The 24620-nt window shown below is 50.3% G+C and carries 24 protein-coding genes; 8 read left to right on the top strand and 16 right to left on the bottom strand.

Annotated elements, in window-relative coordinates; genetic code table 11:
- Window positions 1-132: 132 nt before the first annotated feature.
- The 13 genes from flgL to CWE15_RS06280 all read right to left on the bottom strand — a co-directional run bounded on the left by flgL (window position 133) and on the right by CWE15_RS06280 (window position 12789).
- Window positions 133-1368 (bottom strand): flagellar hook-associated protein FlgL, encoded by a 1236-nt coding sequence (gene flgL / locus CWE15_RS06340; RefSeq protein WP_126757237.1) that lies wholly within the window; start codon window positions 1366-1368, stop codon window positions 133-135.
- A 10-nt stretch (window positions 1369-1378) separates the two neighbouring features.
- Window positions 1379-3388, bottom strand: a complete 2010-nt coding sequence (flgK, locus tag CWE15_RS06335; RefSeq protein WP_126757236.1) for a flagellar hook-associated protein FlgK — start codon at window positions 3386-3388, stop codon at window positions 1379-1381.
- Window positions 3389-3400: 12 nt separating this feature from the next.
- On the bottom strand, window positions 3401-4399 hold the full coding sequence (gene flgJ, locus CWE15_RS06330; RefSeq protein WP_241971856.1) for a flagellar assembly peptidoglycan hydrolase FlgJ: 999 nt from the start codon (window positions 4397-4399) through the stop codon (window positions 3401-3403).
- A gap of 31 nt (window positions 4400-4430) precedes the next feature.
- On the bottom strand, window positions 4431-5537 hold the full coding sequence (locus CWE15_RS06325) for a flagellar basal body P-ring protein FlgI (RefSeq protein WP_126757235.1): 1107 nt from the start codon (window positions 5535-5537) through the stop codon (window positions 4431-4433).
- Window positions 5538-5557: 20 nt separating this feature from the next.
- Window positions 5558-6241 carry a flagellar basal body L-ring protein FlgH gene (flgH, locus tag CWE15_RS06320; protein WP_126757234.1) on the bottom strand — a complete coding sequence of 228 codons (684 nt, stop codon included), beginning with the start codon at window positions 6239-6241 and terminating at the stop codon, window positions 5558-5560.
- 14 nt (window positions 6242-6255) lie between these two features.
- A complete protein-coding gene (gene flgG, locus CWE15_RS06315; protein ID WP_126757233.1) occupies window positions 6256-7044 on the bottom strand; it encodes a flagellar basal-body rod protein FlgG in 789 nt (262 codons plus the stop codon).
- A gap of 36 nt (window positions 7045-7080) precedes the next feature.
- A complete protein-coding gene (flgF, locus tag CWE15_RS06310; protein ID WP_126757232.1) occupies window positions 7081-7824 on the bottom strand; it encodes a flagellar basal-body rod protein FlgF in 744 nt (247 codons plus the stop codon).
- Between the two features lie 150 nt (window positions 7825-7974).
- A complete protein-coding gene (gene flgE, locus CWE15_RS06305) occupies window positions 7975-9306 on the bottom strand; it encodes a flagellar hook protein FlgE (RefSeq protein ID WP_126757231.1) in 1332 nt (443 codons plus the stop codon).
- A gap of 32 nt (window positions 9307-9338) precedes the next feature.
- On the bottom strand, window positions 9339-10025 hold the full coding sequence (locus CWE15_RS06300; RefSeq protein ID WP_126757230.1) for a flagellar hook assembly protein FlgD: 687 nt from the start codon (window positions 10023-10025) through the stop codon (window positions 9339-9341).
- A gap of 22 nt (window positions 10026-10047) precedes the next feature.
- A complete protein-coding gene (gene flgC, locus CWE15_RS06295; RefSeq protein WP_126757229.1) occupies window positions 10048-10494 on the bottom strand; it encodes a flagellar basal body rod protein FlgC in 447 nt (148 codons plus the stop codon).
- A gap of 2 nt (window positions 10495-10496) precedes the next feature.
- Window positions 10497-10895, bottom strand: a complete 399-nt coding sequence (gene flgB, locus CWE15_RS06290) for a flagellar basal body rod protein FlgB (RefSeq protein WP_126757228.1) — start codon at window positions 10893-10895, stop codon at window positions 10497-10499.
- Between the two features lie 90 nt (window positions 10896-10985).
- Window positions 10986-11822: a CheR family methyltransferase gene (locus CWE15_RS06285; RefSeq protein WP_126757227.1), complete on the bottom strand. Its 837-nt coding sequence runs from the start codon at window positions 11820-11822 to the stop codon at window positions 10986-10988.
- Between the two features lie 37 nt (window positions 11823-11859).
- Window positions 11860-12789, bottom strand: coding sequence for a chemotaxis protein CheV (locus CWE15_RS06280; protein WP_126757226.1), 930 nt, complete (start codon window positions 12787-12789; stop codon window positions 11860-11862).
- A gap of 170 nt (window positions 12790-12959) precedes the next feature.
- On the opposite strand from CWE15_RS06280, the gene flgA reads away from it, so the two are divergent.
- The 3 genes from flgA (at window position 12960) to flgN (ending at window position 14509) form a co-directional block, all read left to right on the top strand.
- Window positions 12960-13646 carry a flagellar basal body P-ring formation chaperone FlgA gene (flgA, locus tag CWE15_RS06275; protein ID WP_126757225.1) on the top strand — a complete coding sequence of 229 codons (687 nt, stop codon included), beginning with the start codon at window positions 12960-12962 and terminating at the stop codon, window positions 13644-13646.
- 83 nt (window positions 13647-13729) lie between these two features.
- Complete coding sequence (gene flgM / locus CWE15_RS06270; protein WP_126757224.1) at window positions 13730-14065, top strand: flagellar biosynthesis anti-sigma factor FlgM; 336 nt, start codon at window positions 13730-13732, stop codon at window positions 14063-14065.
- Window positions 14066-14083: 18 nt separating this feature from the next.
- A complete protein-coding gene (gene flgN, locus CWE15_RS06265) occupies window positions 14084-14509 on the top strand; it encodes a flagellar export chaperone FlgN (protein ID WP_126757223.1) in 426 nt (141 codons plus the stop codon).
- Between the two features lie 11 nt (window positions 14510-14520).
- Here the strand turns inward: flgN and CWE15_RS06260 are convergent, their stop codons facing one another.
- Window positions 14521-14997, bottom strand: a complete 477-nt coding sequence (locus CWE15_RS06260) for an LPP20 family lipoprotein (protein ID WP_126757222.1) — start codon at window positions 14995-14997, stop codon at window positions 14521-14523.
- A 97-nt stretch (window positions 14998-15094) separates the two neighbouring features.
- Here CWE15_RS06260 and CWE15_RS06255 point away from each other — a divergent pair, with 97 nt between their 5' ends.
- From CWE15_RS06255 to CWE15_RS06245, 3 genes are all read left to right on the top strand, one after another.
- Entirely contained in the window at window positions 15095-16261 is a 1167-nt protein-coding gene (locus tag CWE15_RS06255) for a flagellar assembly protein T N-terminal domain-containing protein (RefSeq protein ID WP_126757221.1), read from the top strand.
- Window positions 16262-16329: 68 nt separating this feature from the next.
- Entirely contained in the window at window positions 16330-16935 is a 606-nt protein-coding gene (gene smrA, locus CWE15_RS06250; RefSeq protein ID WP_126757220.1) for a DNA endonuclease SmrA, read from the top strand.
- A gap of 22 nt (window positions 16936-16957) precedes the next feature.
- Window positions 16958-18301, top strand: coding sequence for an alkaline phosphatase (locus tag CWE15_RS06245; protein ID WP_126757219.1), 1344 nt, complete (start codon window positions 16958-16960; stop codon window positions 18299-18301).
- Window positions 18302-18327: 26 nt separating this feature from the next.
- On the opposite strand, the gene purL is transcribed toward CWE15_RS06245, so the two are convergent.
- Complete coding sequence (gene purL, locus CWE15_RS06240; RefSeq protein WP_126757218.1) at window positions 18328-22203, bottom strand: phosphoribosylformylglycinamidine synthase; 3876 nt, start codon at window positions 22201-22203, stop codon at window positions 18328-18330.
- 170 nt (window positions 22204-22373) lie between these two features.
- On the opposite strand from purL, the gene mltF reads away from it, so the two are divergent.
- Complete coding sequence (mltF, locus tag CWE15_RS06235) at window positions 22374-23840, top strand: membrane-bound lytic murein transglycosylase MltF (RefSeq protein ID WP_126757217.1); 1467 nt, start codon at window positions 22374-22376, stop codon at window positions 23838-23840.
- An 85-nt stretch (window positions 23841-23925) separates the two neighbouring features.
- A complete protein-coding gene (locus CWE15_RS06230; RefSeq protein WP_126757216.1) occupies window positions 23926-24129 on the top strand; it encodes a hypothetical protein in 204 nt (67 codons plus the stop codon).
- Here CWE15_RS06230 and tadA read toward each other — a convergent pair.
- Window positions 24098-24610, bottom strand: a complete 513-nt coding sequence (gene tadA / locus CWE15_RS06225) for a tRNA adenosine(34) deaminase TadA (protein WP_126757215.1) — start codon at window positions 24608-24610, stop codon at window positions 24098-24100. The genes CWE15_RS06230 and tadA overlap by 32 nt on opposite strands.
- Window positions 24611-24620 lie beyond the last annotated feature (10 nt).

The following is a 24620-nucleotide window of genomic DNA, read 5'->3' as shown; positions in this document are numbered from 1 at the left end:
TGACATCTTCTATTAAATGTATCGGAGCGGAGTCTGTTTTCTTTAGCCTAATTTAAGATTTTTTTATTTGTTTCGGCCATAAAAAAAAGCTAACGAATATGTCGTTAGCCTTTCTTCAATACTTCCCTGCGTTTATCGAATAAAGTCAAATAAGCTCAGTCGAGTAATGCGTGTAAACGTTGCTTGTGCAGCTTGCAACATCACGTCTTGCTTGGTGAGTTCTGTCATGGCTTCCGAATAGTCCACGTCGGAAATATGCGATCGCGTTTCTCGGTTAGCAATTTCCAAGTCAACATTACTATTAAACGCATGATCAAGAACATTCAAGCGACCACCAGTTTGCGCCCGCACGGAAGACAAGGTGTCTTGCGAACGGGTGATTTGTTCAAGCGCATTGGTCAGCTGCTCTGAAAACATCTCAGGCGGCATGGAGCCGTCTTCCAATGCAGTGACAAAATTGTCAATGGTGGTGACGAGGTTTTGGGTGGGTTCATTTAAACGAAGCTCCACACTTTCCCCAGCTCCAAAGGTGCCTTCAAACTCTATTTCTATGCCATTAAAACTAAAAGGCTGGCCGGGGGTATAAGGGATAGGCCCTGCAACTAATGGCTCCCCCGCTTCATTCAGCCTATGGACATTGATATTGGTTCCGTCAAAGTCAAACCGGAGGCTATTGAGCTCTGGCGCTTGCACTTTATTAAACTGGGCACTGTGAAACGCATCAAAAGTGGCTCTGTCTGTTACTCGCGCATAGGCTCCTGAAACGCCACCTGTGCTGTCAGCGAATTTCAAGGTACGGTTGGCGGCCACATTTTGAAATGCGGCACTGCCCGGCTCCACACTGGTCACCTGCAAGGAAGGTGACAATTGCACTTGGTTACGGCCGTCGTCACCATTGTAATTGTAGTGGCCGGTTACTGGGTCTTTGCTAAAAGGCTGCGTACGCTTTTGAAACCCTGCAAATAGATAGTCGCCGTTTTCGTCTTGCGAGTTCATCATATTCAGCATTTCGTCGCGAATACCGGCAAGCTCTGCCGCCAATGACTTTTTGTCTTGCGCTGACATAATACCATTGCCCGACTGCACCATAAGGACCCGCGCTCGGTCTAACCCTGTGGTCATATTCGACAACACGGAGTCGGTGCGCTGCAGACGGTTTTTTAATAGGGTGGCGTTGCGTTGAAACTGCTCGTTCTGACTAATTTTGTCGTCTAATCCGAGTACCTGCGCTTTACCTACAGGGTCGTCTGCGGGTGTCAGTATTTTGGTTTCACTGGCAATTTGGTTCTGCACTTTGAGTAGCCGCTTTTGCGCGTCTAGCACAGCATTTAAGCCGCGGCTATATATTTGGTTTGTTGGTATACGCATGGCTTACACCTTACCTTGTGGCATTAAACAAGGTGTCGAACACCTGTTGTGCCGTACTAATTAAACGGGCCGCTGCATTATAGGCCTGCTCATATTGAATTAAGTTTGCTGCTTCTTCATCTAGGCTAACGCCAGATACAGAGTTATAAAACTCTTCCGACTGTTTTAGCATGGCGTCGGATACTTGTTCGGCGGTACGAGCTTGCGACACTTTGTTCCCCACATCCGACACCATGCGGCCATACCCTTCTGTAAAGGTGAGGGTGTTTGCGTCGGAAGGTGCGTCCGTATTGCGACGCAACATTTGCTGGCGTTGCAACTCGGCAATAGCTAAGCCATTTTTGTTGTCATTAATAGCGCCAGCGTTGTATTCCACACTAAAGACATCACCCGCGGCCGGCTTTCCTGTCAAGCTGACGTCATAGTCGGCTGGGTCTAACGCAGGGATTTGGCTAAACACATTGTTCATGTCCGACGTACTGTGGTTCAACACAGTGCCGTCGTTCAGGGTAATTTCTAAGTTATGCTGGCCTGCACTAAATCCTTGGTAGGTTACTTGAACGGGGGCATTGTTACTGAGTGCGTTGCCATTAAAGTAGTTGCCTAAGCCTGAAACCCCTTGAAGCTGCAAGTCCCCTTGCCCTTGGTTGTTGCCGTTATTCCCTACGCGTACCGGGCTGGCAAGGGCCAAGTCTTCTGGCCGCTGCATGGCCACCTGAATATTATCGGCTGCATTTTTCGTTGGCTTTAATATAAACCGGTCTCCGGCTACAAACGTGCCGGAAGCAAAGCTCAGTGTCAGCCCATAGTCTTCGCCACCGCCGTTGGGCGGGCTGATGTCGTATACCGGGTAGTCGTTGGCGTTCCCAATCACTTGTCCTGACGCATCGAGGGGCATAATCCGGTAGGTATTAGCAGACAACACTTCCACTTCAAAGTTATTGGCTACCATACGGTTCATTTCGCCAGGGACTAAACGAGCTTCAATGCGTTGGTTTGTGCCCTGGTTTGATGATGCCGGCAAACCATTCACCATAGAGCCTGAGAAACTAAAAATGGGTTGCCCTAGCTCGTCGTCTAAGTCGAGCCCCTGCTGCTGTTGTTTATTCACTCCGTCAGCAAATGCTAAAGCAAGCTGCCCCATGCGCATTTGCGTGGGTTCGAGCACCTCGGAACGGTAGGCTAATAAACCACCTAAACGCCCGCCAACTTTTAGCTCGTCTATGCCTTGGCTAATACTTTGTCCGGCACTTTGAGTTATAGCAACCAGCTGCGGGCGGTCTGGGTCTGGGTCACCCTGCATACGCATCAGGTTATAGGTACCGTCTTCTAGCACCAAAGCTTGACCACTCGATAGGTTCACACGCACCCGACCGTTCGCGTCTTCAATGGTAGAAATGGTCATGTACTCAGACAACTCGCGAATTTTTTCGTCTCGCTGGTTTAACAAAGTGTGACGCTCACCCGAGGCATCGCTTTGTGGCATCAGGTCGAGCTGACTATTAATGTCGCTAATGCTCTGTACAATGCTGTTGGCGGTATCGACAGTGAGGTGCAACTGTTCGTTTAACAGCCGCTCTTGGTTGCTTAAAAAGTTCGCCGAGTCTTTCATTTGGGCAATGGTTGCATTGGCTTGCCCCAGCACCAACTCACGCTGAGTGATGGAAGCAGGGTCGTCGTTCAAGTCCTGCATCATGCCAAAAAACTTCGTGATAGCACTGTTAATGCTCGAGTCGCCACTGCCAAACATGGAGTCGATTTTTGACGACTCATTTAAGAAGGCCGTGGTGTAGCCATGCCGTGAGGTGTCGGTCCAATATTGGCGCTGCGTAAACTTGTCTAGCAAGCGTTCAACTTCCACACGGGAAATTCCTGCCCCGTAAGGCGCTTCCGTGTAGCTGCTGCGTTGGCGTACATAGCCTGGGGTATTAATATTGGTAATATTATTCCCTGTGACTTGCAAAGAGCGCTGGTGCCCTTGGGCAGCCTGGCTTCCTACTCGGAGTAAATCGAATGTCATAAAGTCACCTTATTAAAACCCAAACTGTTGACGTATTGCTTGCATAGCGTCACCACTTAAAATACGTTTTAGTTTGTTTGCGTATTCAGGGTCTGTTGCATAGCCAGCTTGCTGAAGTTGCTCCGCAAACTGGATGGCGTCGCGACCTACCTCTAACGCCTGCTGATAGCGCGGATTTGACTGCAAAAAGCTTACATAGTCATGGAAGCTTTCTGCCACCGAACGATAAGCCCTGAAGTGAGCCTGCTCTTGCTTGCGCTGACCGTCTTCAAACTCGTGAGTTTGCGTACTTACTGTGGCCCCTGTCCATCTTGTATCGGCCTTAATGTTGAAAACATTATTACTAGATTGCCCTTCTGGTGTACGAATAACATGCTGCCCCCAACCGGTTTCAAGAGCGGCTTGTGCAAGCACTGTGGCAGGTGACACACTGGCTTGCTCTGCTGCTTTCTGCGCATAAGGTGCCAACCGTTGTAAAAACTCTAATGGGCTAGCTGGGCGCCAGTCCTGATCGTCCGTGGCCATACGAAGGGCTGGGATGCGTTCAAGAATGCCAGCGGGTGCTTGTTCCTTTGGTGTTTCTTCGCGCACCACACGAATGCCGCGCTGCGCCATGCTGGTGTCTAAGTTCGCAACCGGCAATAAACTGGCCGGCGTATAATTCGACGTCCCCGCAGGACTTAATTGCTGCACAATCAAGTCCGCCAAACCTAAGCTGCCGTTTTTCGCTAATTCCGAGCTAAGCTGTTGGTCGTGCATGTCTTCATAAAACTTGGTGTACTGGGTATTCAACGGATTGTCGGCACCAAAGATTTCGTTGGCTTTACGCATGCTCGACAATAGTTGGCTCATAAAAATAGACTCAAAATGCTCGGCCGCTTGGCGTAGGGCTTTTTGCTCCGCTTCTTTCCCTTGCATCCCCTGACGACGTAGTGCGTCCAGCGACTGCAAGTCCAACACAGACGTTGACTGTGCATGCTGCAGCATTTGATGTCCGTAGTTATTGTCCATGGCCTTCCCTTCGTTGCTATTGCCTACCCAGTTAAATAATGACGAGCTCGCCGTCGATAGCACCCGCATGTTTTAGCGCTTCGAGTACCGCGATAATGTCACCGGGGCCTGCCCCAATTTGATTAATCGCGTTAATCAAGTCGTTCATGGACACGCCTGGGTCAAAATGGAACATGCGTGCATTCTCTTGCCGCACTTCAATACCAGAGTCTGGGGTCACCACAGTTTCGCCTTCACCAAAAGGGTTTGGTTGAGACACATTAAAGTTTTCAGAAATGGTGACCTGCAAGTTTCCGTGGGCCACTGCCGCCGGATGCAAGCGCACATTTTGCCCGACCACAATAGTGCCGGTACGGCTATTAATAATAATGCGTGCCGCTGCTTGCCCTTGCTGTACGTGAATATTTTCCAGCGTGGATAAGTAACTAACCCGTTGGCCCGGGTCGCGGGGCGCAATGACTCGCACGGACGCGGCGTCTACTGGCACGGCAGAGCCTGGGCCAATTAAGTTATTAATGGCTTCCGCCATATGGCGCGCCGTCGTGAAGTCCGGACGGTTTAGAAGGAAAGTAATAAATTCACTGTGAGCAAAGCCGGTTTCTACTTCTCGTTCGACCATAGCACCATTGGGAATACGGCCTACGGTGGGTGTATTAATAACAATGCTAGAGCCGTCTTGCCCTTCAGCGCCTAACCCGCCTACAGCTAAGCTGCCTTGTGCAACGGCATAAATTTCACCGTCGGCACCGCGTAAGTAGGTTTGCATTAAGGTGCCGCCCACCAGGCTTTTGGCGTCGCCGACTGAACTGACGGTCACATCTATTTGTTGCCCCGGCTTAGCAAAGGCGGGGAGTTCTGCATGCACAGCAACCGCCGCCACGTTATTAATTTGGGGGCGTTGGTTGTCGGGTAAGTTAATACCAAAATTACCCAACATGGTGCGGAAGGTTTGGTCGGTAAAAGGTGTACGTTCACCTGTTCCTGGCAAGCCCACCACTAGACCGTAACCAATTAACTGGTTCGAGCGAATGCCCGCTACCGAAGCCACATCTTTAATTCGCTGTGCTTCTGCCACCGGGATCGACCAAGCCGACAACAGTACCAGAACACCTAGGAGTCCAATCAGTTTGCTTTTCATCTTTCTCTCCTTTGCGGCTCTTAGAAAGGCCAAATAGGGCCGTTAAAGAATCGCGTCAGCCAGCCTTGGCGTTGGGTATCCGCCAAGCTGCCCGTACCTGAATACTCAATGCGTGCGTTCGCTACTCGGTTCGACAACACCGTGTTGTCAGAAGAGACATCCCGCGGTCGGATCATGCCAGTTAAACGTACATATTCTTCGCCGTTATTAAGGGTTAACCATTTCTCACCCCGAACAATGAGGTTGCCGTTCGGTAACACACGTATAACTGTTACGCTGATTTCACCACTTAATCGGTTGCTTTGGTCGGCCGAGGCATCGCCAGAAAACTCGGTGCTGCCTTCTAAGTTTGCCGACAAGGAGTAGCCTCGGAAACTTAAGTCGCGCCCCAGCACCGTGGGTGTGGGCAAGTTAACACTGGTGCCTCGGGAAGTCCCTGTGGTAGCACTTTTCGAGGCCGAGGTATTTTCTTGTAAGCGTACAGTAATGATGTCACCTAAGCTGCGCGCCCGAATATCCGAATACAAACCGTTAATTTCACCATTAAACAAGGAACCATTTGGGGTTGCTTGCTGTGTGGGTTGTTCGGGTATGGCCGGGGCGTAATAAGGGTCGTCTGGCACGGGCCGTGGCGCAGGCTGTGCCGCGCATGCTGTTAAGCTCAGTGCGAGAACAAAAGACACGCCGTGTTTTAAAGTACGCATAAGGTTACCCCAACTTAAAGTTGCTGAATGGCAAAACCAAGCATTTGGTCGACGGACGAAATAACCTTCGAGTTCATTTCATACACCCGTTGCGACTCAATCAGGTTCACCAATTCTTCGGTTACATTCACGTTCGAGGTTTCTAAAGCCCCTTGGTGCAAACTCCCCATGCCATCAACCCCTGGAATACCTTGTAATGGCGCTCCGCTCGAGGCACTTTCCTTAAATAAGTTTTCGCCAATAGGTTCAAGGCCCGCTGGGTTAATAAAGGAAGCTAAGTTAATTTGCCCCACCACTTGGTTGCCCGCTTGACCTGGCATGGTCACGGCCACTTCACCGTCTTGACTGACCGTCACCGACAAGGCGTCATCAGGTATGTTAATGGCTGGCTGCAAAGGATGACCTGCCCCAGGTGTAACAATTTGGCCGTCGCGGTCTAGGGTGAATTGTCCGTTTCGGGTATAGGAAACAGAGCCGTCGGGCATAAGTATTTCGAAAAAGCCTTTCCCGCTGATCATGATGTCTAGGGAGTTTTCTGTGGTAATTAAGTTACCCTGCGAAAAGTTCTTTTGGGTCGCGACCACACGCGTACCTGCCCCTAGCATTAACCCAGAAGGCAATTCCGTTTCTTGCGTTGACTGGCCACCTGGTTGGTTAATGTTTTGGTACAGCAAGTCTTCAAAAATAGCTCGGCTTTTTTTAAAGCCAATGGTGCTGGCGTTTGCTAAGTTGTTCGACGTCACCGCAATGTCGCGTTGCTGGGCGTCAAGGCCGGTTTTACTTATCCATAGAGCGGGATGCATACATCACCTCATTCACTGTGTGTTGATGGTGTTTTATTAAACAATGCTTAATAAGCGTTCTGAGCGCTGATCGTTTTCTTGCGCTGTCTTCATCATTTTCACGTTCATTTCATAATTGCGTTGTAGGGCAATCATTTGCGTCATTTCTTCCACAGGGTTCACGTTGCTGCCTTCTAAGGCCCCCTGCTCAATACGCACTAATCCGTCGATTGGCGCTAAGCTGTTGTCTTTCATACGGAATAAACCGTCTTCGCGACGTGTCATGTCACGGTTCACAGGGTTCACAAGCTTGATGCGGTCGACGGTTTCAATCACATTCGCTTGGGCTCCTTCAGGACGGACCGACACGGTGCCATCTGCACCGATAAACATATTAGTAATGGGAACGGGTAAGAAAATGGGTCCGTTATTGCCCAGCACCGGCTGCCCACTGCTGGTTTGCAACATACCGTTTGCGTCCATTTGTAAGTTACCATTGCGAGTGTAAGCTTCGTTGCCATCCGCATCGGTAACCGCTATCCAACCTGGGCCGCGCACGGCAACGTCTAGGTCGCGACCTGTCGTGCGGAAAGCCCCATCGGCATAGTTTTGCCCCGGTGTTTCCGTCATGGCAAACACGCGCGTTGGCAAACCTTCGTTATAGGCTTGCATGGCGCGCGCCTGCTGCAGGTCGGCTTTAAAGCCCGTGGTATTGGCGTTCGCCAAGTTATTTGCCCGTACCGCCATGGCGTTCATGCTTTCTTTCGCGCCGCTCATAGCAATAAACAGTAAATTATCCATGCTTTGCTCCTCGACAAAAAATTGTCACATACAGGATCTCTACCTGAACTAATGCATGAAGTATGCCAAAGCTTGAAAAGTGAACGGTGAAGGGTAAGAAGGTAAAAAAAAGCGCGACCGAAGCCGCGCCAAGTCACAAACCCGCAGGGGTTATCGAACCTGTAGAATTGTTTGTTGTAATGTCGAGTTCACTTCCAGCGCTCGGGAGTTTGCTTGGAAGTTTTTCTGCGCCACTATCATGTCCACCAACTCTTGGGTGAGGTTCACGTTCGAGTTTTCAAGAGCTGACGACTCGATAGCACCGAACACACCACTGTTTGCTTCGCCGGCAATGGCTTCACCGGAGTCAATGGTTTGCTGCCATTGGGTGCTGCCTACTTGCTGCAAGCCCTGTTCATTGGCAAAGCTGACTAAGGCAACGCGGCCTAGGAACTGAGTGTCGCCATTCGAATAAGACGCCGCCACTAAGCCCGACGAGTCCACTTCGACCCGCGTTAACCGACCAACGGTTGTACCGTCTTGGTTTAAGTTGGTAATTTCAAAGTTTGACGCATATTGGGTTGGGATATTGGTACCCGCTTCATTTTGGAAGTTCAACTGGATATTCTGTGTTGCGTCCGCACCATTCCCTAACAAGGCTGGCGTTAAACTGAAGTCGACGGGTGGGAAGGTTAAGTTGGGCGCCACCACGTTTGGGTTACCACTGGCGTCGAAGGTGACACGCGTACTGGTTGAACCCGCAGCACTTGTAGCCCCTGCGTTTGCTGTGTTCAAACTCACTTCTTGACCATCAAAGGTGGCGTACATGTCCCATTCATTTGGCGCACGTTTTACAAAGTACATATTTACAATGTGTGATTCACCTAACGAGTCGTACACGGTCGTGGATGTAGACGAATGGTAAGTGGACGGGGATGCTGGGTCAAAGTTTGACGCACCCGGTGCTGTTTCAATAATTGGCGTTACGCGCGCATCCACGTTAAAAGACGCAAACACGTTGCTGGTTGGGCTAGGTGCACCCGCTACATCTGGAATACGAATAGGTTGCATGGTGCTAAGCGCCACCGACGACGTAGTACCCGAGTTACGGTCGACTGGGAACGACTGTAAGTAGTTTCCTTCATTGTCGACAATAAAGTTTTGACGGTTTAACTTGAAGTTACCCGCCCGGGTATACGACAAGTCTTGCGAGCCAATAGAAGGTGCTGTGGTGAAGAAGCCACCGCCTTTAATGGCCATATCCAAGGAGTTCTCAGTAAAGTCGAGAGTACCTTGTGAAAACTGCTGGGCCACCATAGAGGTAAGCGCACCGTCACCGGTTTTAGTGCGGTTGTTGGAGAAAATAGAAGATGCATACACATCGGCAAATTCAACCCGGGACTGCTTAAACCCTGTGGTTTTTACGTTGGCTATATTGTTGGCTGTCACATCGAGATCTTTTTGCGACGCTGCTAAGCCACTTAGTGCAATATTAAAAGACATAAGTCACCTCTTGTTGTAGTCGTTTACGGGGCTTAAGCGCCGCCGCTCGTAATTTGAATAACGTCGCGTAAGTCGACGCGGCCAATCGATTCAAGGTTCAGTACAATACCGCCCTGTCCGCCCATACTGACACTTTCCACAAAGCCATAGGTAAGTGCCGGTAAGGCTTCAGTTTGTGTACCCATGCTACCGGTGGCTTCAATAACATAGTCACCGTTTGGCGCTTTACTGCCATCGGCAAGCGTGCCGTCCCAACTAAAGTTATGTTGGCCTTGCGGTAGGGTTCCCATGTCAATGGTGTGGACAATTTCGCCCGCTTCATTTTTTATTCGTACTTGCACGTTGTCGCCACTTTGTGGCAACGACACAATGCCGTCGACAGGTCGTGTGCCGTTAAAGTAGGAAACATCCGATGGGATAAGTACCTTTTGCCCCACCATGGACGAAGCCTGCAAAGCTTGGTTCGACGTCATATTGGCAGCAAACTGCTTAAATTCATTTGACAAGTCGCTGATACCTTCCGCCATGGTGAAGTTGGTCATCTGTGCGATCATTTGATCGTTGTCCATGGGCTTGGTGGGATCTTGCATACTCATTTGCTGGGTCAGTAAGCGGAAAAAGTCTTCCTGCCCTAACTTGCCGTCGCCTTGATCCTTGCCGACTTGCTTTTTATCACCCCAATACAGTTGTTCTGTAAGTGAGTTGGTTACATGTTCCATCGGAAACTCTCCCGCTTAATCATTAAGTACCTTGCCCCATACGCAAGGTTCGGCTTAGTAACTGTTTACTGGTGTCGGCCAGTTGCACGTTGGTTTGGTACGAGCGTGAAGCCGACATCATATTGGCCATTTCTTCCATAACATTGACATTGGGCTTGTAAATGTAGCCATTGTCATCGGCCATGGGGTGGTTTGGTGCGTATTCCATGACCAGCGGCTTGTCGCTTTCGACAATGCCTAACACTTTCACGCCCATGCCGGCATTTTGCTGAATACTGGCTTGCCCTGGGCCACCATGCAGCGCCGTTTGTAACTGAGCGGCAAATACTGGATGCCTGGCTCGGTAGGTTTCCCCCGACGAGCTGCTCACGGAGTTGGCGTTCGCCAAGTTACTGGCCGTCGTATTTAAGCGCACGTTTTGTGCACTCATGGCACTACCGGCGATATCCATTACTGTATAGAGGCTCATTATTATTGTCCTTTCAGTGCTTTTTTCATGCCTGAAATACGACTATTCAAAAATGTCAGGCTTGCTTGATACTCTAATGCATTTCGTAGATACAAGTTCCGTTCCACATCCACATCCACTGTGTTACCGTCACCTGTATCTGGTTGATTTACATTGCGATATTTTTCACCTTCAGCCCCCTTCAGAGTTACGCTGAAGTGGTCTTTATTGGTCGCTTCAAGGGAAAAGTTTTGCCGCTTTTGCACACTGTTAAGGGCCGCACGGAAGTCAAGATCACGGGCTTTGTAGCCGGGTGTGTCGGCATTGGCGATATTACTTGCAAGCACTTCTGCGCGCCGCTCTCGGGCTAGTAGCGCATAGGGATGAATGCCCAAGCCATTCTCGATGCTAATTGACGACATAATTTTGTCTCCTATAAAGTCTTACAAGAGACAAAGCAAATTATGTGCCATTAATTATCGGCAAGGGTTTAGCAGAGGAAAGCAGGAAGTTTAGTTTTTACGCTGGTAGACAATGCCTGGGTTGCAGCGGACCATTTGAAAGTCATTCGTGAGGCCCGATATAGATTCAGACGCACCCAACAGTAAGTAGCCTTCTGGTTGAAGGGCCATACGCACTTGGGCAAGAATTTTCCGTTTCACTTCCGGTGAGAAGTAAATAAGTACATTTCGACAATAAATAATGTCGAACTTGCCAAGCAAGGTGTAGCTGTCGAGCAAGTTTAAATGGCGGAATTTGACCAATGACCGCACTTCTTCCTTTAACCGCATAGTGCGGTTATTTGGCAAGGCTTCAAAAAAGCGCTGCTTACGCTCCTCACTCAGCCCACGGGCGAGGGAAAGTCCGTCGTACTCGGCTTGTTGCGCTTGCTCGAGCACCCGGTTAGAAATATCGGTCCCTACTATTTCAATGCCATGAGGTAATGCACCTGGATTTCGTGCCCGCCACTCTAAATAACTCATAGCAATTGAATAGGCCTCTTGCCCTGTTGAGGAAGCAGCTGACCAAATACGTAACGGCCGTTGCAAATTCCTGTGTTCAGGCAATAGCTGGTTTTTTAATACTTCAAATGGGTAGGTGTCACGAAACCACAAGGTTTCATTCGTTGTCATGGCGTCAAGTACGGCAGAGCGTAAAGCACGCTCTCGCACTTGCATGGACCGTGAAACAAGATCGGTAAGCGAGTCGATGTTAAACTGCCGCATCAGCGGAGCTAATCGACTTTTCACCAGATATAGCTTGTTGTCGCCCAGCACAATGCCGCTTTGCTGTTCTAAAAACAGGCAGAACGCATCGTATTCTGCACGCCCTAACTCTCTATTTGTCACGAACTAAAAACCAACCTTATCCATATGAAGAATGAGCTTAAGCGTCTGCTTGCAGCCACTTGCGTACAGCACCCGCCAGCTCGTCTGGGTGAAACTTTGCAATAAAGTCGTCTGCCCCTACTTTTTTGATCATGGCTTGGTTAAACACACCACTTAATGATGTATGCAAAACAATCACCATATTTTGTAAGCGCGGGTCGGCTTTAACCTCTGCTGTCAGGGTGTAGCCGTCCATTTCTGGCATTTCAATATCGGACACCATTAAAGGAACCGTCCGGCTAATATCATCGCCCACTTCGTCTGCTTTGTCTTTTAGCCAGTTGAGAGCTTCACGCCCATCTTTGACGGTCACTAATGGAATATTCAAGGGCGTAAGTGCCCGCTTAATTTGATTGCGCGCCACGGTCGAGTCGTCGGCAATCAGTAAGGTACAGTCTGACCAGTCGCGGTGGTCGGGTGCGCCATGTAACTCGGCACTGACCTGCGTATTGGCTGGGGAGATTTCTTCTAAGATTTTCTCCACATCAATAATTTCAATCAGTTCGTCATCGACTTGTGCTACCGCTGTTAAGTAGCTACTTCGGCCTGCTCCTTTGGGGGGCGGCATGACATTTTCCCAGTTCAGGTTAATAATGCGCTCGACCCCGTCCACCAAGAAGCCTTGGATACTGCGGTTGTATTCCGTAATAAGCACAAAGTGTTCGTGAATGTTCTGGATTGGACGACCTCCAGTAGCCAAGCTTAAGTCGATAATGGAAATAGCTTGGCCACGAATATGTGCCACTCCGCGTATATACTTATTACTATGGGGCATAGTGGTGAGCTTAGGGCATTGCAACACTTCCCGTACTTTGAACACGTTAATGCCGAATCGTTGACGGCCATTGAGCCGAAACAATAAAAGCTCGAGTCGGTTTTGTCCCACAAGGTCTGTGCGCTGATTCACGGAATCTAAAATACCAGCCATACATGCTCCATCATTCATTTTGTAATACGGCACAAGCCTTGCATAACTCATGCTTATACTTATTTCGGCTGTCACGACGAAAACTTGACGCTCTTATAACAGTATACTGAAGATACTTTAAAAAGCTTACGAGTTTATTTGTTTCGGTTGCTAGAATATTGAGGTTTATTATGCACTATTTCCGCACGCTATGCGCTGCCCTTGTATTATTTGCAAGCCCTATTGATGCAGCAAACTATACTCACAGCCAACTTTCTGAACAAGCAGAAACCTTTCTAGCAAATCAGCTAGGTCACTTAGATGGTGATATACAACTTACTGCTAGTAGCTTAGATGCTCGTATGCCTGCTCGCCAGTGCCAACAGCCGTTGCAATTTTCCTTAGCGGGAAGCCAAACGCCTGACCGGCAGGCAACCGTGCAAATAGAATGCTCTGACGCGGAGGCGCCGTGGCGTTTATTTGTACCCGTCCGTATTCAACGCATGCAAAATGTGGTGGTAGCGGCTCACAATTTACCTGCAGGGCATGTTATTAGTGCCAGCGACTTAAGTGTTAATAAAGTCGACGTACAGCAAGTTCGCGACTCGGTGTTTAGTCAGCCAGACGCCTTAATTGGTGCTAGAATTAAACGACGCGTTGGCGCACTACAAGCAATACAGGCACGGCACACCTGTTTTGTCTGTCGTGGTGAAAATATCACCATTATTACCAAAGTCGGGAATTTGCATATTCAAGCCACGGGCATAGCCCGCAGCGACGGCCTGTTAGGTGAGCGTATTGTGGTGACGAATGCTCGCAGCAACAAAGACGTACAAGGGGTGATTAGCGCAATAGGTGAAGTCACCGTCAGTCAGTAGTACACTAATGCATAATTCCATTAAAGTATTTACTTTTGTGGCCGATACTGTGATTGTAGAGGATATTTTGTAGGGGCAAAACCATGAGTATTGATAAGTTAAATTCAACAATGAACCAAGCGTTAAACAACCGCACGGCACGTACCGAGCAACAAGCACCTGCGTCACAAACCCAGGTGGCCAATACAGCGGCTGCTCCACGTCAAGACGCCGTGTCACTCACGCAACAGGCTCAGCAGCTTAATAAATTACATCGCCGTGCAGAGCAAGACTCGGGCGTTGACGCTGAAAAAGTGGCTCGTATTAAAAAAGCCATTGCAGATGGGTCGTATTCCGTCGATGCAGAGCGCTTAGCGGCGAAAATCGCACACTTTGAAAGCGACATGTTTGGAAACATTTCAGGCAGCGGTCGTAGTTAATTGGTGCGTCACCACTCTATGAAGAGCGAAAGCTTAAACCAGCTGCTGGATCAGCAGTTAGCCCAGTTACAGTCGCTATACGACACCCAAGCCCTTGAACTCCAGGCTCTTGAACAGCGTAATGCCCCAACGCTAGAAGAGTTAACCGAGCGCAAGGGTTCTTTGCTTTCTGCCATTGAACAAACCGACAACAGCCTGGCACAGCATCCACAAGCCCAGCAGCTTTCTCAACCCGAGTTTTTAGAGAAGCGTGAGCGTATAGAGCAACTTCTGCAACAAGTTCACGAGCAAAACCAAGTCAACGGCCAAGTTCTTCGTCTTACCCTAGGCCGCATACAAACCCTCAAGCAAAGCCTGCAAAACATGCACGGCGAAAACAGCATGACCTATAACGAAAAAGGCCACACGCGTAGCGGCCTTTCTGGTAAAGGTATTAAAGCTTAAACAACCCCCACTTAGTAAAAGTGAATGCTTTTCAATTTCGTTGGCTGTGCAGTACTTATGTACACGTTATGCAAGCGCTCAAAGTCTACCTTTAACTCAGTCGCATAATACTCACCCACAGGGTAGCTACGAACCACTTCCGCACCACGAATAAGGCCCGTTACTTCACTTCGGAACTGATCGCTTTGTAGCATCATGTCGGCCACTCTAGTTTCACCCGTTAAGTAAGCCCCTTGCACCTGCTCGGCTAGCTCTCGATAAGCTTCCAGCCGTGAAGCACGCATGGCTTGCAGAATGCGTGTCGCCTCCGTGTCGCCCTGCTGGCTGGCAACTGGCGCATACCCTGTCGCTGTAATAACAGGGTACTCATCGGGTGCAATGGTTTGGTACTCAATGTGACGCTCCATACTTGTACAACCCACTGCGCCTAGCAGGAAAGCCGCACAAGCGATACCCTGTAACGGGTGGCGAACAAATAACTTTGCCATGTACTCTGTCCTTTCTCTTTTTCTCTTGCTATCTGTATCGGCACGTATTCTGCATAGTTAAGGGTGAAAATAGTTTTCATCAGCAAAGGTGTCAAAAATGTGGCGACTTACCCTATTCCTTCTTGCGCTTGTATATGCAGGCACAGGCTATACCGCTGACTGGTATGAAACCCGTGGCTGGGCTCCTATTATCAATGGAAATGTGGAGGCGGCCCGAGAGCGTGCCATTGAAAATGCGCTCAGAGAAAGCCTAGACCTTGCAGGTGGAACCGTGCATAGCGTGGAAGACGTCGTAAATGGCGTATTAACTGGCCAACGCCTTCAGTGGCGCAGCAACGGCGCGATTGAACACGCTTCCTTAGTACGCGAGCGCACAAACGGCCAACGTCATGAAGTCACCTTGCGTACCCTTGTTCGGCCCAATGTGAACGCCTGTGAAGACCATGGTGTGAAACGCAGTGTGCTGATTACTCCCTTTGCTGTAGCACAACGGGAGCACTTAGCTCACGGGCAAGTGTATGAACTCGATGCGGCCAGCTCCTTCCGCTTTAGCCGCCTTGTGGGCCAACACAGCCAGTCACTTATAGTCAGCCAAACGCTGCCAAGCGACCCTGGGCTTACCCGCTACCTGACTGGAAACCATACGGAACAGCTTGCCGACTTTACCCGCCGACAAGCCCGCGAATTCAATAGTCAATACATTATTGCTGGGGTGTTTCACGACATCAGTGCCACACCGCAGCCAGGACCTCGCCTGCTTTTTTGGCGCCACCCCAAATACAACCGCCAATTTGAATTAAGCTTATACCTGCTGGACGGGTATAGTGGCGAGCGGATTACCACCGCCAGTATTACCGGTGAGGCGGACTGGGACTACCCTTATAATGCCGCAGTAGATGTACATAGCGAGCTATTCTGGCGCCAAGGGTTTGGCCAGGAGCTAGAAGCGAAGATGCGAGACTTGGTGTATGGCTTAGAGCAAAAAGTGCAGTGCACGCCGGTGAAAGGGTTGGTGGTCCGCGCCAGCGACGGGGCTATTCACAGTAATTTAGGCGAACGTCAGCAGCTTAGTATTGGCACTCGTGCCCGTATTTTACACCGAGGCGGATTTTTAGATGAGCTTGGCCAATACCGTGAGCAGTGGGTTCTAAACCCCACTGAACTTGAAGTCACCCAAGTATATGCAAGCTCCAGTGAGCTACGCAGTGTCTCGGGCGAGCCGTTAGTAGGCATTCAAGCCAGGGACATGGTCATTCTGCAATAACACTTCGCCATTGCTCCCACACTCGGTAATATTTGCTAGACTAGGCAAGCTGGCGGTGGAGGTGAACAATGGCCAATAAAAACCAACCCGGGTTTAATGAACTCTTAGGTGAACTAATGCCTGACTTTATGGCAGAAGTGAAGCCTATAAAAAATGATCCTGTAGCCATACAAAGCTTTGGTTCGGAAAAAGGTTTAGCCCATGCGCTGCGGCGAAAAGCGGCGACTTCGCTAGCGCAAACAGACCCAGGCGCAGGCCTGACGGACGAAGTGCGCGAGTGGGTTGAACCTGAAGGTATTCTGGAGTGGTGCGACGCAGGCATTCAAAAAGCCGTTTTTAGAAACTTCAAACTCGGCAAGTATGGCTACGACGCATCCATCGACTTGCACAAAATGCGTGTGGCCAAAGCACGTGTTGAAATTGCTCACTTTATTGAGCAATGTCACCGCCGCGATGTGCGGACCGCCTTAATTATTCATGGTAAAGGCAGCCGCAGCAAAGACCGCCCCGCCCTCCTCAAAAGCTTATGTTACCAATGGTTAATAGACTTACCTTTGGTATTAGCCTTTCACACAGCTCAGAAAAGTGACGGCGGTGCAGGTGCCACCTATGTCATGATTCGGAAAAGTGATGCCAGTAAGATAGAAAACCGAGAACAAAACCGACGTCGTTAATTTTTTATTGAGGCTTTAAACTATGCGTATATGGCTCGTAACGCTGCTTACTGCAGCAAGCTTGATGTTCAGCCCCTTCAGTCAGGCTGAAGAAACTCCTGAGAATCTTATTTTAATTATAGGCGACGGCATGGGTATGCCCTACCTGTCGGCTTACCGTTATTTTAAAGACGGCCGCGCCCATACGGATGTGGCAGACGTTGAGCGTACCCTGTTTGACCGTTACTTTGTGGGTACCGCCAGCACCTACCCTGCCGACGACACCTGGGTTACGGACTCTGCAGCCGGTGCAACTGCTTTAGCCACAGGCATTAAAACTTACAACGGTGCCATTAGCGTGGATGCCGACCACAAGCCGTTGACCACCATGATGGAAATTGCAAAAGACAACGGTTACTTAGCCGCAACCGTGGCCACCACGCGTTTAACCCATGCTACCCCTGCAGGCTTTTTCACCCATGTGCCGAGCCGCCGCATGGAACATGACATTGCCCGCCAGTTCGCCACACCGAATACCAAGGGCGAGTATGTATTCGACCTGATTGTGGGCAGTGGGAGTAACAAGTTTCGTTTTACCAATGACGACGGCGAACACGTGGACTACCTAAGCGATATGCAAGCCGGTGGTGTGAATGTCGTGGAAAGCTTCGCTGAGCTAACACAACAGCGTCAATTGCCGGTCGCTGCGTTCATGCACGAAAATAATTTCCCGTATGTGATTGACGATAAGCCACGCTTAGCGCAAATGGTGCAAGAGTCGCTGCGCCTATTAGCCACCCAAGACAAGCCTTATGTGCTGATGATTGAAGCGTCCATGATTGACTGGTGCGGCCATGGCAATGACATTGCCTGTGCTATGCACGAAATGAAAGAGCTAGAGCTGGCTTTAGCCTTTTTAGCCGACTATGTGGATGAGCGTGGTGATACGGCACTCGTACTCACCGCCGACCATTCTACCGGTGGTTTAACACTCGGTGCTGACGGTCAATACCAGTGGCGCGCAGCTAAAGTAAACCGTATTAACCGAAGCTTACGCTCTATTGCTACCGAGCTCGCAGATATGCCTCTGGTGGACTGGCAAGACTTTATTAGTCAGCACATTCCGTTTCCACTAAGCACCGAACAACAAAGCCAATTGAATACGGTCGCGGCGCTAACCAGTAGTGACAAATGGCGTGAAATTAACAAGATCCTTGTGGACATTGTGCGCTTTCATACGGGCAGCGGCTTTACCACGGGTGGTCACACCGGGGAAGACGTTCCTGTCATTGCCATTGGTCCATGGGCCAGCCACTTTCAAGGCCAGCAAGACCACACGGATATTGCCAAACAATATATTGACTGGATCAAAAAAGCCCACAACTAAGGTGGGCTTCCTTTCATACACTCGCGTTACCCGAGGGTAACGCGTGCATTTCTAAATAAGCGCATCCAAGCACCGTCTTCGCCCCAGGTTTCTGGGTACCAGGAATTCGCGACACTTCGGAACACCCGCTCTGGGTGAGGCATCATAATGGCAACACGGCCGTCGGCACTGGTGACACTGGTCACCCCTTGGGCTGAGCCGTTCGGGTTCGCAGGGTACTGTTCCGTTACCTGGCCATAGTTATCTACATACCGTAACGCAACACCCGCACGCTCATTAAGGGCCATGGCGTCTTCGGTTTGGCGGAACTGAGCACGACCTTCACCATGGGACACAGCGATAGGCATACGTGAGCCTGCCATTCCTTGGAACCAAGGTGAGTTGGTTTCTTGCACTTCCACCATAGCCACACGAGCTTCAAAGCGCTCGGAGCGGTTGGTGACAAAGTTCGGCCAGTCTTCCGTACCTGGAATAAGCTCATTCAAGGTGGACAGCATTTGGCAACCATTACAAACACCTAAGCTTAAGGTATCCGCCCGGTTAAAGAAGGCGCTAAATGCGTCCCGTGCCCGCGGGTTATACAGGATAGACCGCGCCCAGCCGCCTCCAGCACCTAGCACGTCACCATAGGAGAACCCACCACAGGCAGCGAGCACCTGCATGTCGGAGAGGTCTTGGCGGCCCGATAGAATGTCGCTCATGTGCACGTCGATGGCTTTAAAACCAGCACGATCAAAGGCGGCTGCCATTTCATAATGGCTGTTTACGCCTTGCTCACGCAGAATAGCCACTTGCGGTGCTGCGCCTTTTAAAATATACGGTGCAGCAACGTCGTCGCTGCTATCAAAGCTAAGCTCTGCGTGTAAGCCTGGGTTATTCACGTCGGCTTTTATGGCCTTTTCTTCGTCCACACAGGCTGGGTTGTCGCGTAAACGCTGCATTTGGTCTGTGGTTTCAGCCCACACAGTGCGTAAACGTGAACGCTGTGCTTGATAAATTGTTTCGGCGCCTTGGCTAATCGTCACTTCGTCTGCAGAAGTTACCTGACCAAGTTCAACCAACATGTCACTGTAGCCCGCGTCCGCAAAGACTTGTGTGAGCCTTTCAGCTGTCTGCTCCGACACCTGAATAACGGCACCTAGCTCTTCACTAAATAAAGCTGCTTTTGCATCCACACCTTCTGGCAAGGCTACGGACACGCCACAGTGACCCGCAAAGGCCATTTCCGCCAAGGTGACAAATAAGCCACCGTCGGAACGGTCGTGGTAAGCAATCAGCTCTTCTTTGGCTACCAGCGCTTGTATTTGCTCAAAGAAAAACGCTAAATGCTCTGGTGCGTCAAGGTCTGCGGGCGTTTGCCCTAGGCTACGATACACTTGTGCAAGTGCCGAAGCACCCATGCGGTTTTGACCACGCCCTAAGTCGATAAGAACAAGCTTACCACCTTGTTCCGGGCGCAACTGTGGCGTAACCGTTTGACGTATGTCTGTTACCCGGGCAAAGGCGGTAATCACCAAGGTCATGGGCGAGGTAACCGCTTTTTCTTCACCGTTTTCTTGCCACTGGGTTTTCATTGACATGGAGTCTTTACCCACAGGTATCGTAATACCCAGCGCAGGACACAGCTCTTCACCTACGGCTTTAACCGCTTCGTACAAGCCGGCTTCTTCGCCCGGGTGGCTGGCGGCTGACATCCAGTTAGCAGACAGTTTGATCCGCTTCATGTCACCAATAGCCGTGGCTGCAATATTGGTAATGGCTTCCGCCACTGCCATGCGTGCCGAGGCACCGTGATTTAACAAGGCGGTGTTGCTACGTTCACCCATGGCCATGGCTTCGCCTGCGTAGCTGTCGTAGGAAGCTGCTGTCACGGCACAGTTGGCTACAGGTATTTGCCACGGGCCAACCATTTGGTCGCGGGCCACAAGGCCCGTTACTGAACGGTCCCCAATGGTAATTAAGAAGGTTTTTTCGGCAATGGCCGGTAAACGCAACAAGCGCTCTACTGCGTCGGTCACGTCCACCCCTTCCACTGCAAAGTCGTCGCCTTTGGCTTCTAGGCGTTCGGCAATGCGGTGCATTTTTGGGGTTTTGCCAAGCAGTACATCCAGCGGCATATCCACTGGATTATTATCAAATACTTCGTCGTATAAACGTAAGTGGCGCTCTTCTGTAGCTTCACCTACCACCGCAAACGGTGCGCGCTCACGCTTACATAAGGCTTCAAAGGTGGCCATACGCTCCGGCACCACAGCCAGTACGTAACGCTCTTGTGACTCATTACACCATACAGCCACAGGCGGCATACCCGGTTCGTCGTTTGGAATAGCGCGTAATTTAAACTCACCACCGCGCTCACCGTCGTTCACAAGCTCTGGTAAGGCGTTCGAAAGACCACCTGCGCCCACATCGTGAATAAAGGCGATGGGGTTGTCTTCTCCTAGCTGCCAACAGCGGTCAATCACTTCTTGGCAACGGCGTTCCATTTCAGGGTTTTCCCGCTGTACGGAAGCAAAGTCGAGGTCTTCTGCCGACTCGCCCGACGCCATGGACGACGCGGCGCCTCCGCCTAAGCCGATATTCATGGCGGGGCCACCCAACACAACCAAGGGTGCACCCACTGGAATGTCACGCTTTTGTACGTGATTCTCACGGATGTTTCCTAAACCACCGGCTATCATGACGGGCTTGTGGAAACCACGGACTTCTTTCCCGTTAAAGCTCACCACTTCTTCTTCGTAAGTGCGGAAATAACCCAGTAAGTTCGGACGGCCAAATTCATTGTTAAAGGCGGCGCCGCCTAAGGGGCCTTCCACCATAATATCGAGGGCGCTGACAATACGGCCTGGACGACCAAAGTTTTGCTCCCAAGGCTGTTCAAACCCTGGAATACGTAAGTTCGACACGGTAAAGCCCGTTAAGCCTGCTTTTGGTTTCGAGCCAATGCCGGTAGCGCCTTCATCACGAATTTCACCGCCAGACCCTGTAGCCGCACCTGCGTAAGGAGAGATAGCCGTTGGATGGTTGTGAGTTTCCACCTTCATTAAAATATGAATGGGCTCGTGATGGTAATTGTATTCGTAATTTTCGTTCGGGAAGAATCGTCCCGCTTCGCTGCCTTCCATGACCGCCGCGTTGTCTTTATAAGCTGACAACACATAGTCTGGCGTCACTTCGTTGGTGTTCTTGATCATTTTGAACAAGGACTTAGGCTGCTTCACCCCATCGATGGTCCAGTCCGCATTAAATATTTTATGGCGGCAGTGTTCCGAGTTGGCCTGCGCAAACATGTACAACTCCACATCGGTGGGATTGCGCTGCATGGCACTGAAGTTTTCGAATAAGTAATCAATTTCGTCTTCGGCTAAAGCTAAGCCCATTTCTTCGTTGGCTTGCTCAAGGGCTGTTTTGCCTGCACCTAATATATCGATGCTAATCAGGGGCGCCGGCTGTTGCTCTGCAAATAACTGCGTAGCTGCTGCCATGTCCTGCAAGACACTTTCGGTCATACGGTCATGAAGTAGCGCCGCTGCTTGCTGCATATCGTCGGCACTGAGGTCGCCTTCCACATGCCATAAAACTCCACGCTCAAGGCGCTTTACCGCCTGCAAACCGCAGTTATGGGCAATATCAGTAGCCTTTGAAGACCAAGGTGAAATGGTGCCTAAGCGGGGTACGACTACAAACTCTTGCCCATGTAAGCTCGGCGTCGGCACAACGTGCCCGCCAATCAACTTGGCAAGTTGAGCTTGCTCTGCATCTGTTAAGTTTGCGCTGAGTTCAGCAAAATGAAAGTAATGGGCTTCAATGCCTGTGGCTTGAATGCCCGCGCTACGTAGTTGTTGCAAGCGCTTTTCAGCGCGAAAGTTTGAGAGTGCAGAAGCACCTTGAAGTATAATCACAGGTCCGGCTCCAGGTAAATTCTGGGATACTTTAGATGGCGCAATAGTATACTGATTTCTCCAACACTTTGCGACAACAAACATTGTGGCAAATATGCAAGCAGATAAGCCTGCACTTCTTTCGCTTAAATGGTATAAATATTGTAAATGAAATGATTAACTGAGTGTGTATGGCATCTGATTCTTCACCTACTAAGCAAGGTCTACAACCAGCGCATCGCGTTGTTTTATTTAGAATTCTTCGCGCTGCTACCGTGCTTGGCTTGGTCATGATCATTCCTTTGTGGCTCAATATTTTCGCGCCTGAGCCCATTGAGCACAGCCGCTTGCGCCACGTGCTTGAGCGCGGTGAACTCCGCATTGGCACCCTGATGACCCCAACCAACTTCCAAGAGCGTAATGGTCTGCGCGGTGGCTTTGAATATGATTTAGCCAACGGCTTGGCAAAGCAGCTGGGCGTACAACTAGAAGTTACGCAGGTGCTGGACATACGCCAACTTTGGACCTTGTTAGAACACAAGCAAGTGGACTTTTTAGCGGCAGGGCTCGATGTCACCGCCATGCGTCGTGACAACTTACGCTTCAGCCCTCCGTACAACTTTATTGAACAAAAGCTGGTATATAAACAAGGCACCCGCGACCGCCCCCGCGACTGGAGCCAGGTACAAGGCCGTATTCGGGTGGTGAGCGACAGCAGTCACGAAGAATTGTTACGTCGTATTAGCACCCTACACCCTCATTTAAACTGGTCCAGCACACATTTATATGACGCCGACGAGTTACTCGACCAAGTGATGGCCGAAGAAATAGATTTTGCCATTGTGGACTCGCACCATTTAAATATTAGGCGCAGGTATTATCCCGACTTAAGTATTGCCTTTACAGTCCGCGACAAGGTGCCTCTGGCCTGGGTGTTCCCAAACGAAAGTGACGACAGCCTCTATGCTTCGGCCATTGAGTACATTGGTAGCCAACATAACACGGGCCATATCGCCAAACTGACCGACCGCTACTTTGGCCATGTGCAAGAGTTTAACTATGTAGACACGCAGCTTTTTATTGCTGCGGTAGAACACACCTTGCCTAAGTATTTGGACATGTTTCAACGCTATGCAGGTGGCCTCGACTGGCGTTTACTCGCCGCGGTGAGCTATCAGGAGTCTCTGTGGGACCCTTGGGCACGCTCGCCAACCGGCGTACGAGGATTAATGATGCTCACCCTCCCTACTGCCCATGCTATGGGTGTGCGTAGCCGCCTAGACCCGGAGGAAAGTATTCGTGGTGGTGCCCGCTACTTGGCGCTTTTGCACCAGCGTATTCCGGCCCGCATTACCGAGCCAGATCGCACCTGGTTTGCCCTTGCTGCCTATAACGTGGGCATGGGTCATTTAAACGACGCCCGTATTATTACCGAACGCCAAGGCGGCAACCCCGACTACTGGATAGACGTGCGCGAACGCTTGCCGTTACTGCGACAAAAGCAGTTTTACCGCACCACTCAATACGGCTATGCACGCGGCGACGAACCAGTTCGTTATGTAGGGAATATTCGCCGCTATTACGACACCTTAAAGTGGCTCGATGAACAGGGGCGTATTCCTTACCCTGAGGCTGCCTCTGGTGTGTTAGCCGATTAAGCTTCACCAGCACTTTTTGTGCTGGCAAATTGCGGAAAGACTTGCTAGAACTACACATACAACATGCGGCAAATAGGTACCTTTCATGCCTAAAGCAGGACATCGGCCTTTGTATAAGCAAAAGCGGAATGAGCGTCGCCACCAAAAACTTCGCGCTTTAAGTCACCGGGTTATGGAGCGAAAGCGGAAGTGGTTTTACTTGAATGAAGTGCACGAAAGAAGCCACACGGGTAATGTATGTTTAGACCCAGACTACATTAACTTTGCTGTTGACGAAGACGCTTCTTAGCAGCACGCCGTAGCCGGAAAAACTCGCTCAGCATGTTGGAGCATTCCTCTGCAAACAACCCTTCGGTTATGTCTACCTGATGGTTTAGCTTTGGGTGTTGGGTAATACTGAGCACACTGCCCGCTGCCCCTGCTTTCGGGTCCCGCGCGGCAAACACTAATCGCTGAATGCGACTATGCACTAACAACCCGGCACACATAGAGCAGGGCTCTAAGGTGACATACAAAGTGACGTCACCTAGCCGGTAATTACCCAAAGCTTTCGCCGCAGCACGTAGGGTCACCATTTCCGCATGAGCAGACGGGTCGAGGTCGGTAATAACTCGGTTATGCCCCCGCGCAATAATCTCCCCTTGATACACAGCCACAGCCCCAACCGGCACCTCGCCAATGGCTTCTGCTGCTTGTGCTTCCGCCATGGCTTGTTGCATAAAGTATGCGTCCGCTTGCGCTAGGCTGTCTGTTGTCTGTTTGCTGTTCATTCCCTGATGT

It is taken from the genome of Aliidiomarina taiwanensis (assembly GCF_003987015.1).
In the GTDB taxonomy this organism is placed as follows: Bacteria; Pseudomonadota; Gammaproteobacteria; order Enterobacterales; family Alteromonadaceae; genus Aliidiomarina; species Aliidiomarina taiwanensis.
Note: the sequence above shows the minus strand (reverse complement) of the source record. Positions and strands in the feature narration are given on the sequence as shown.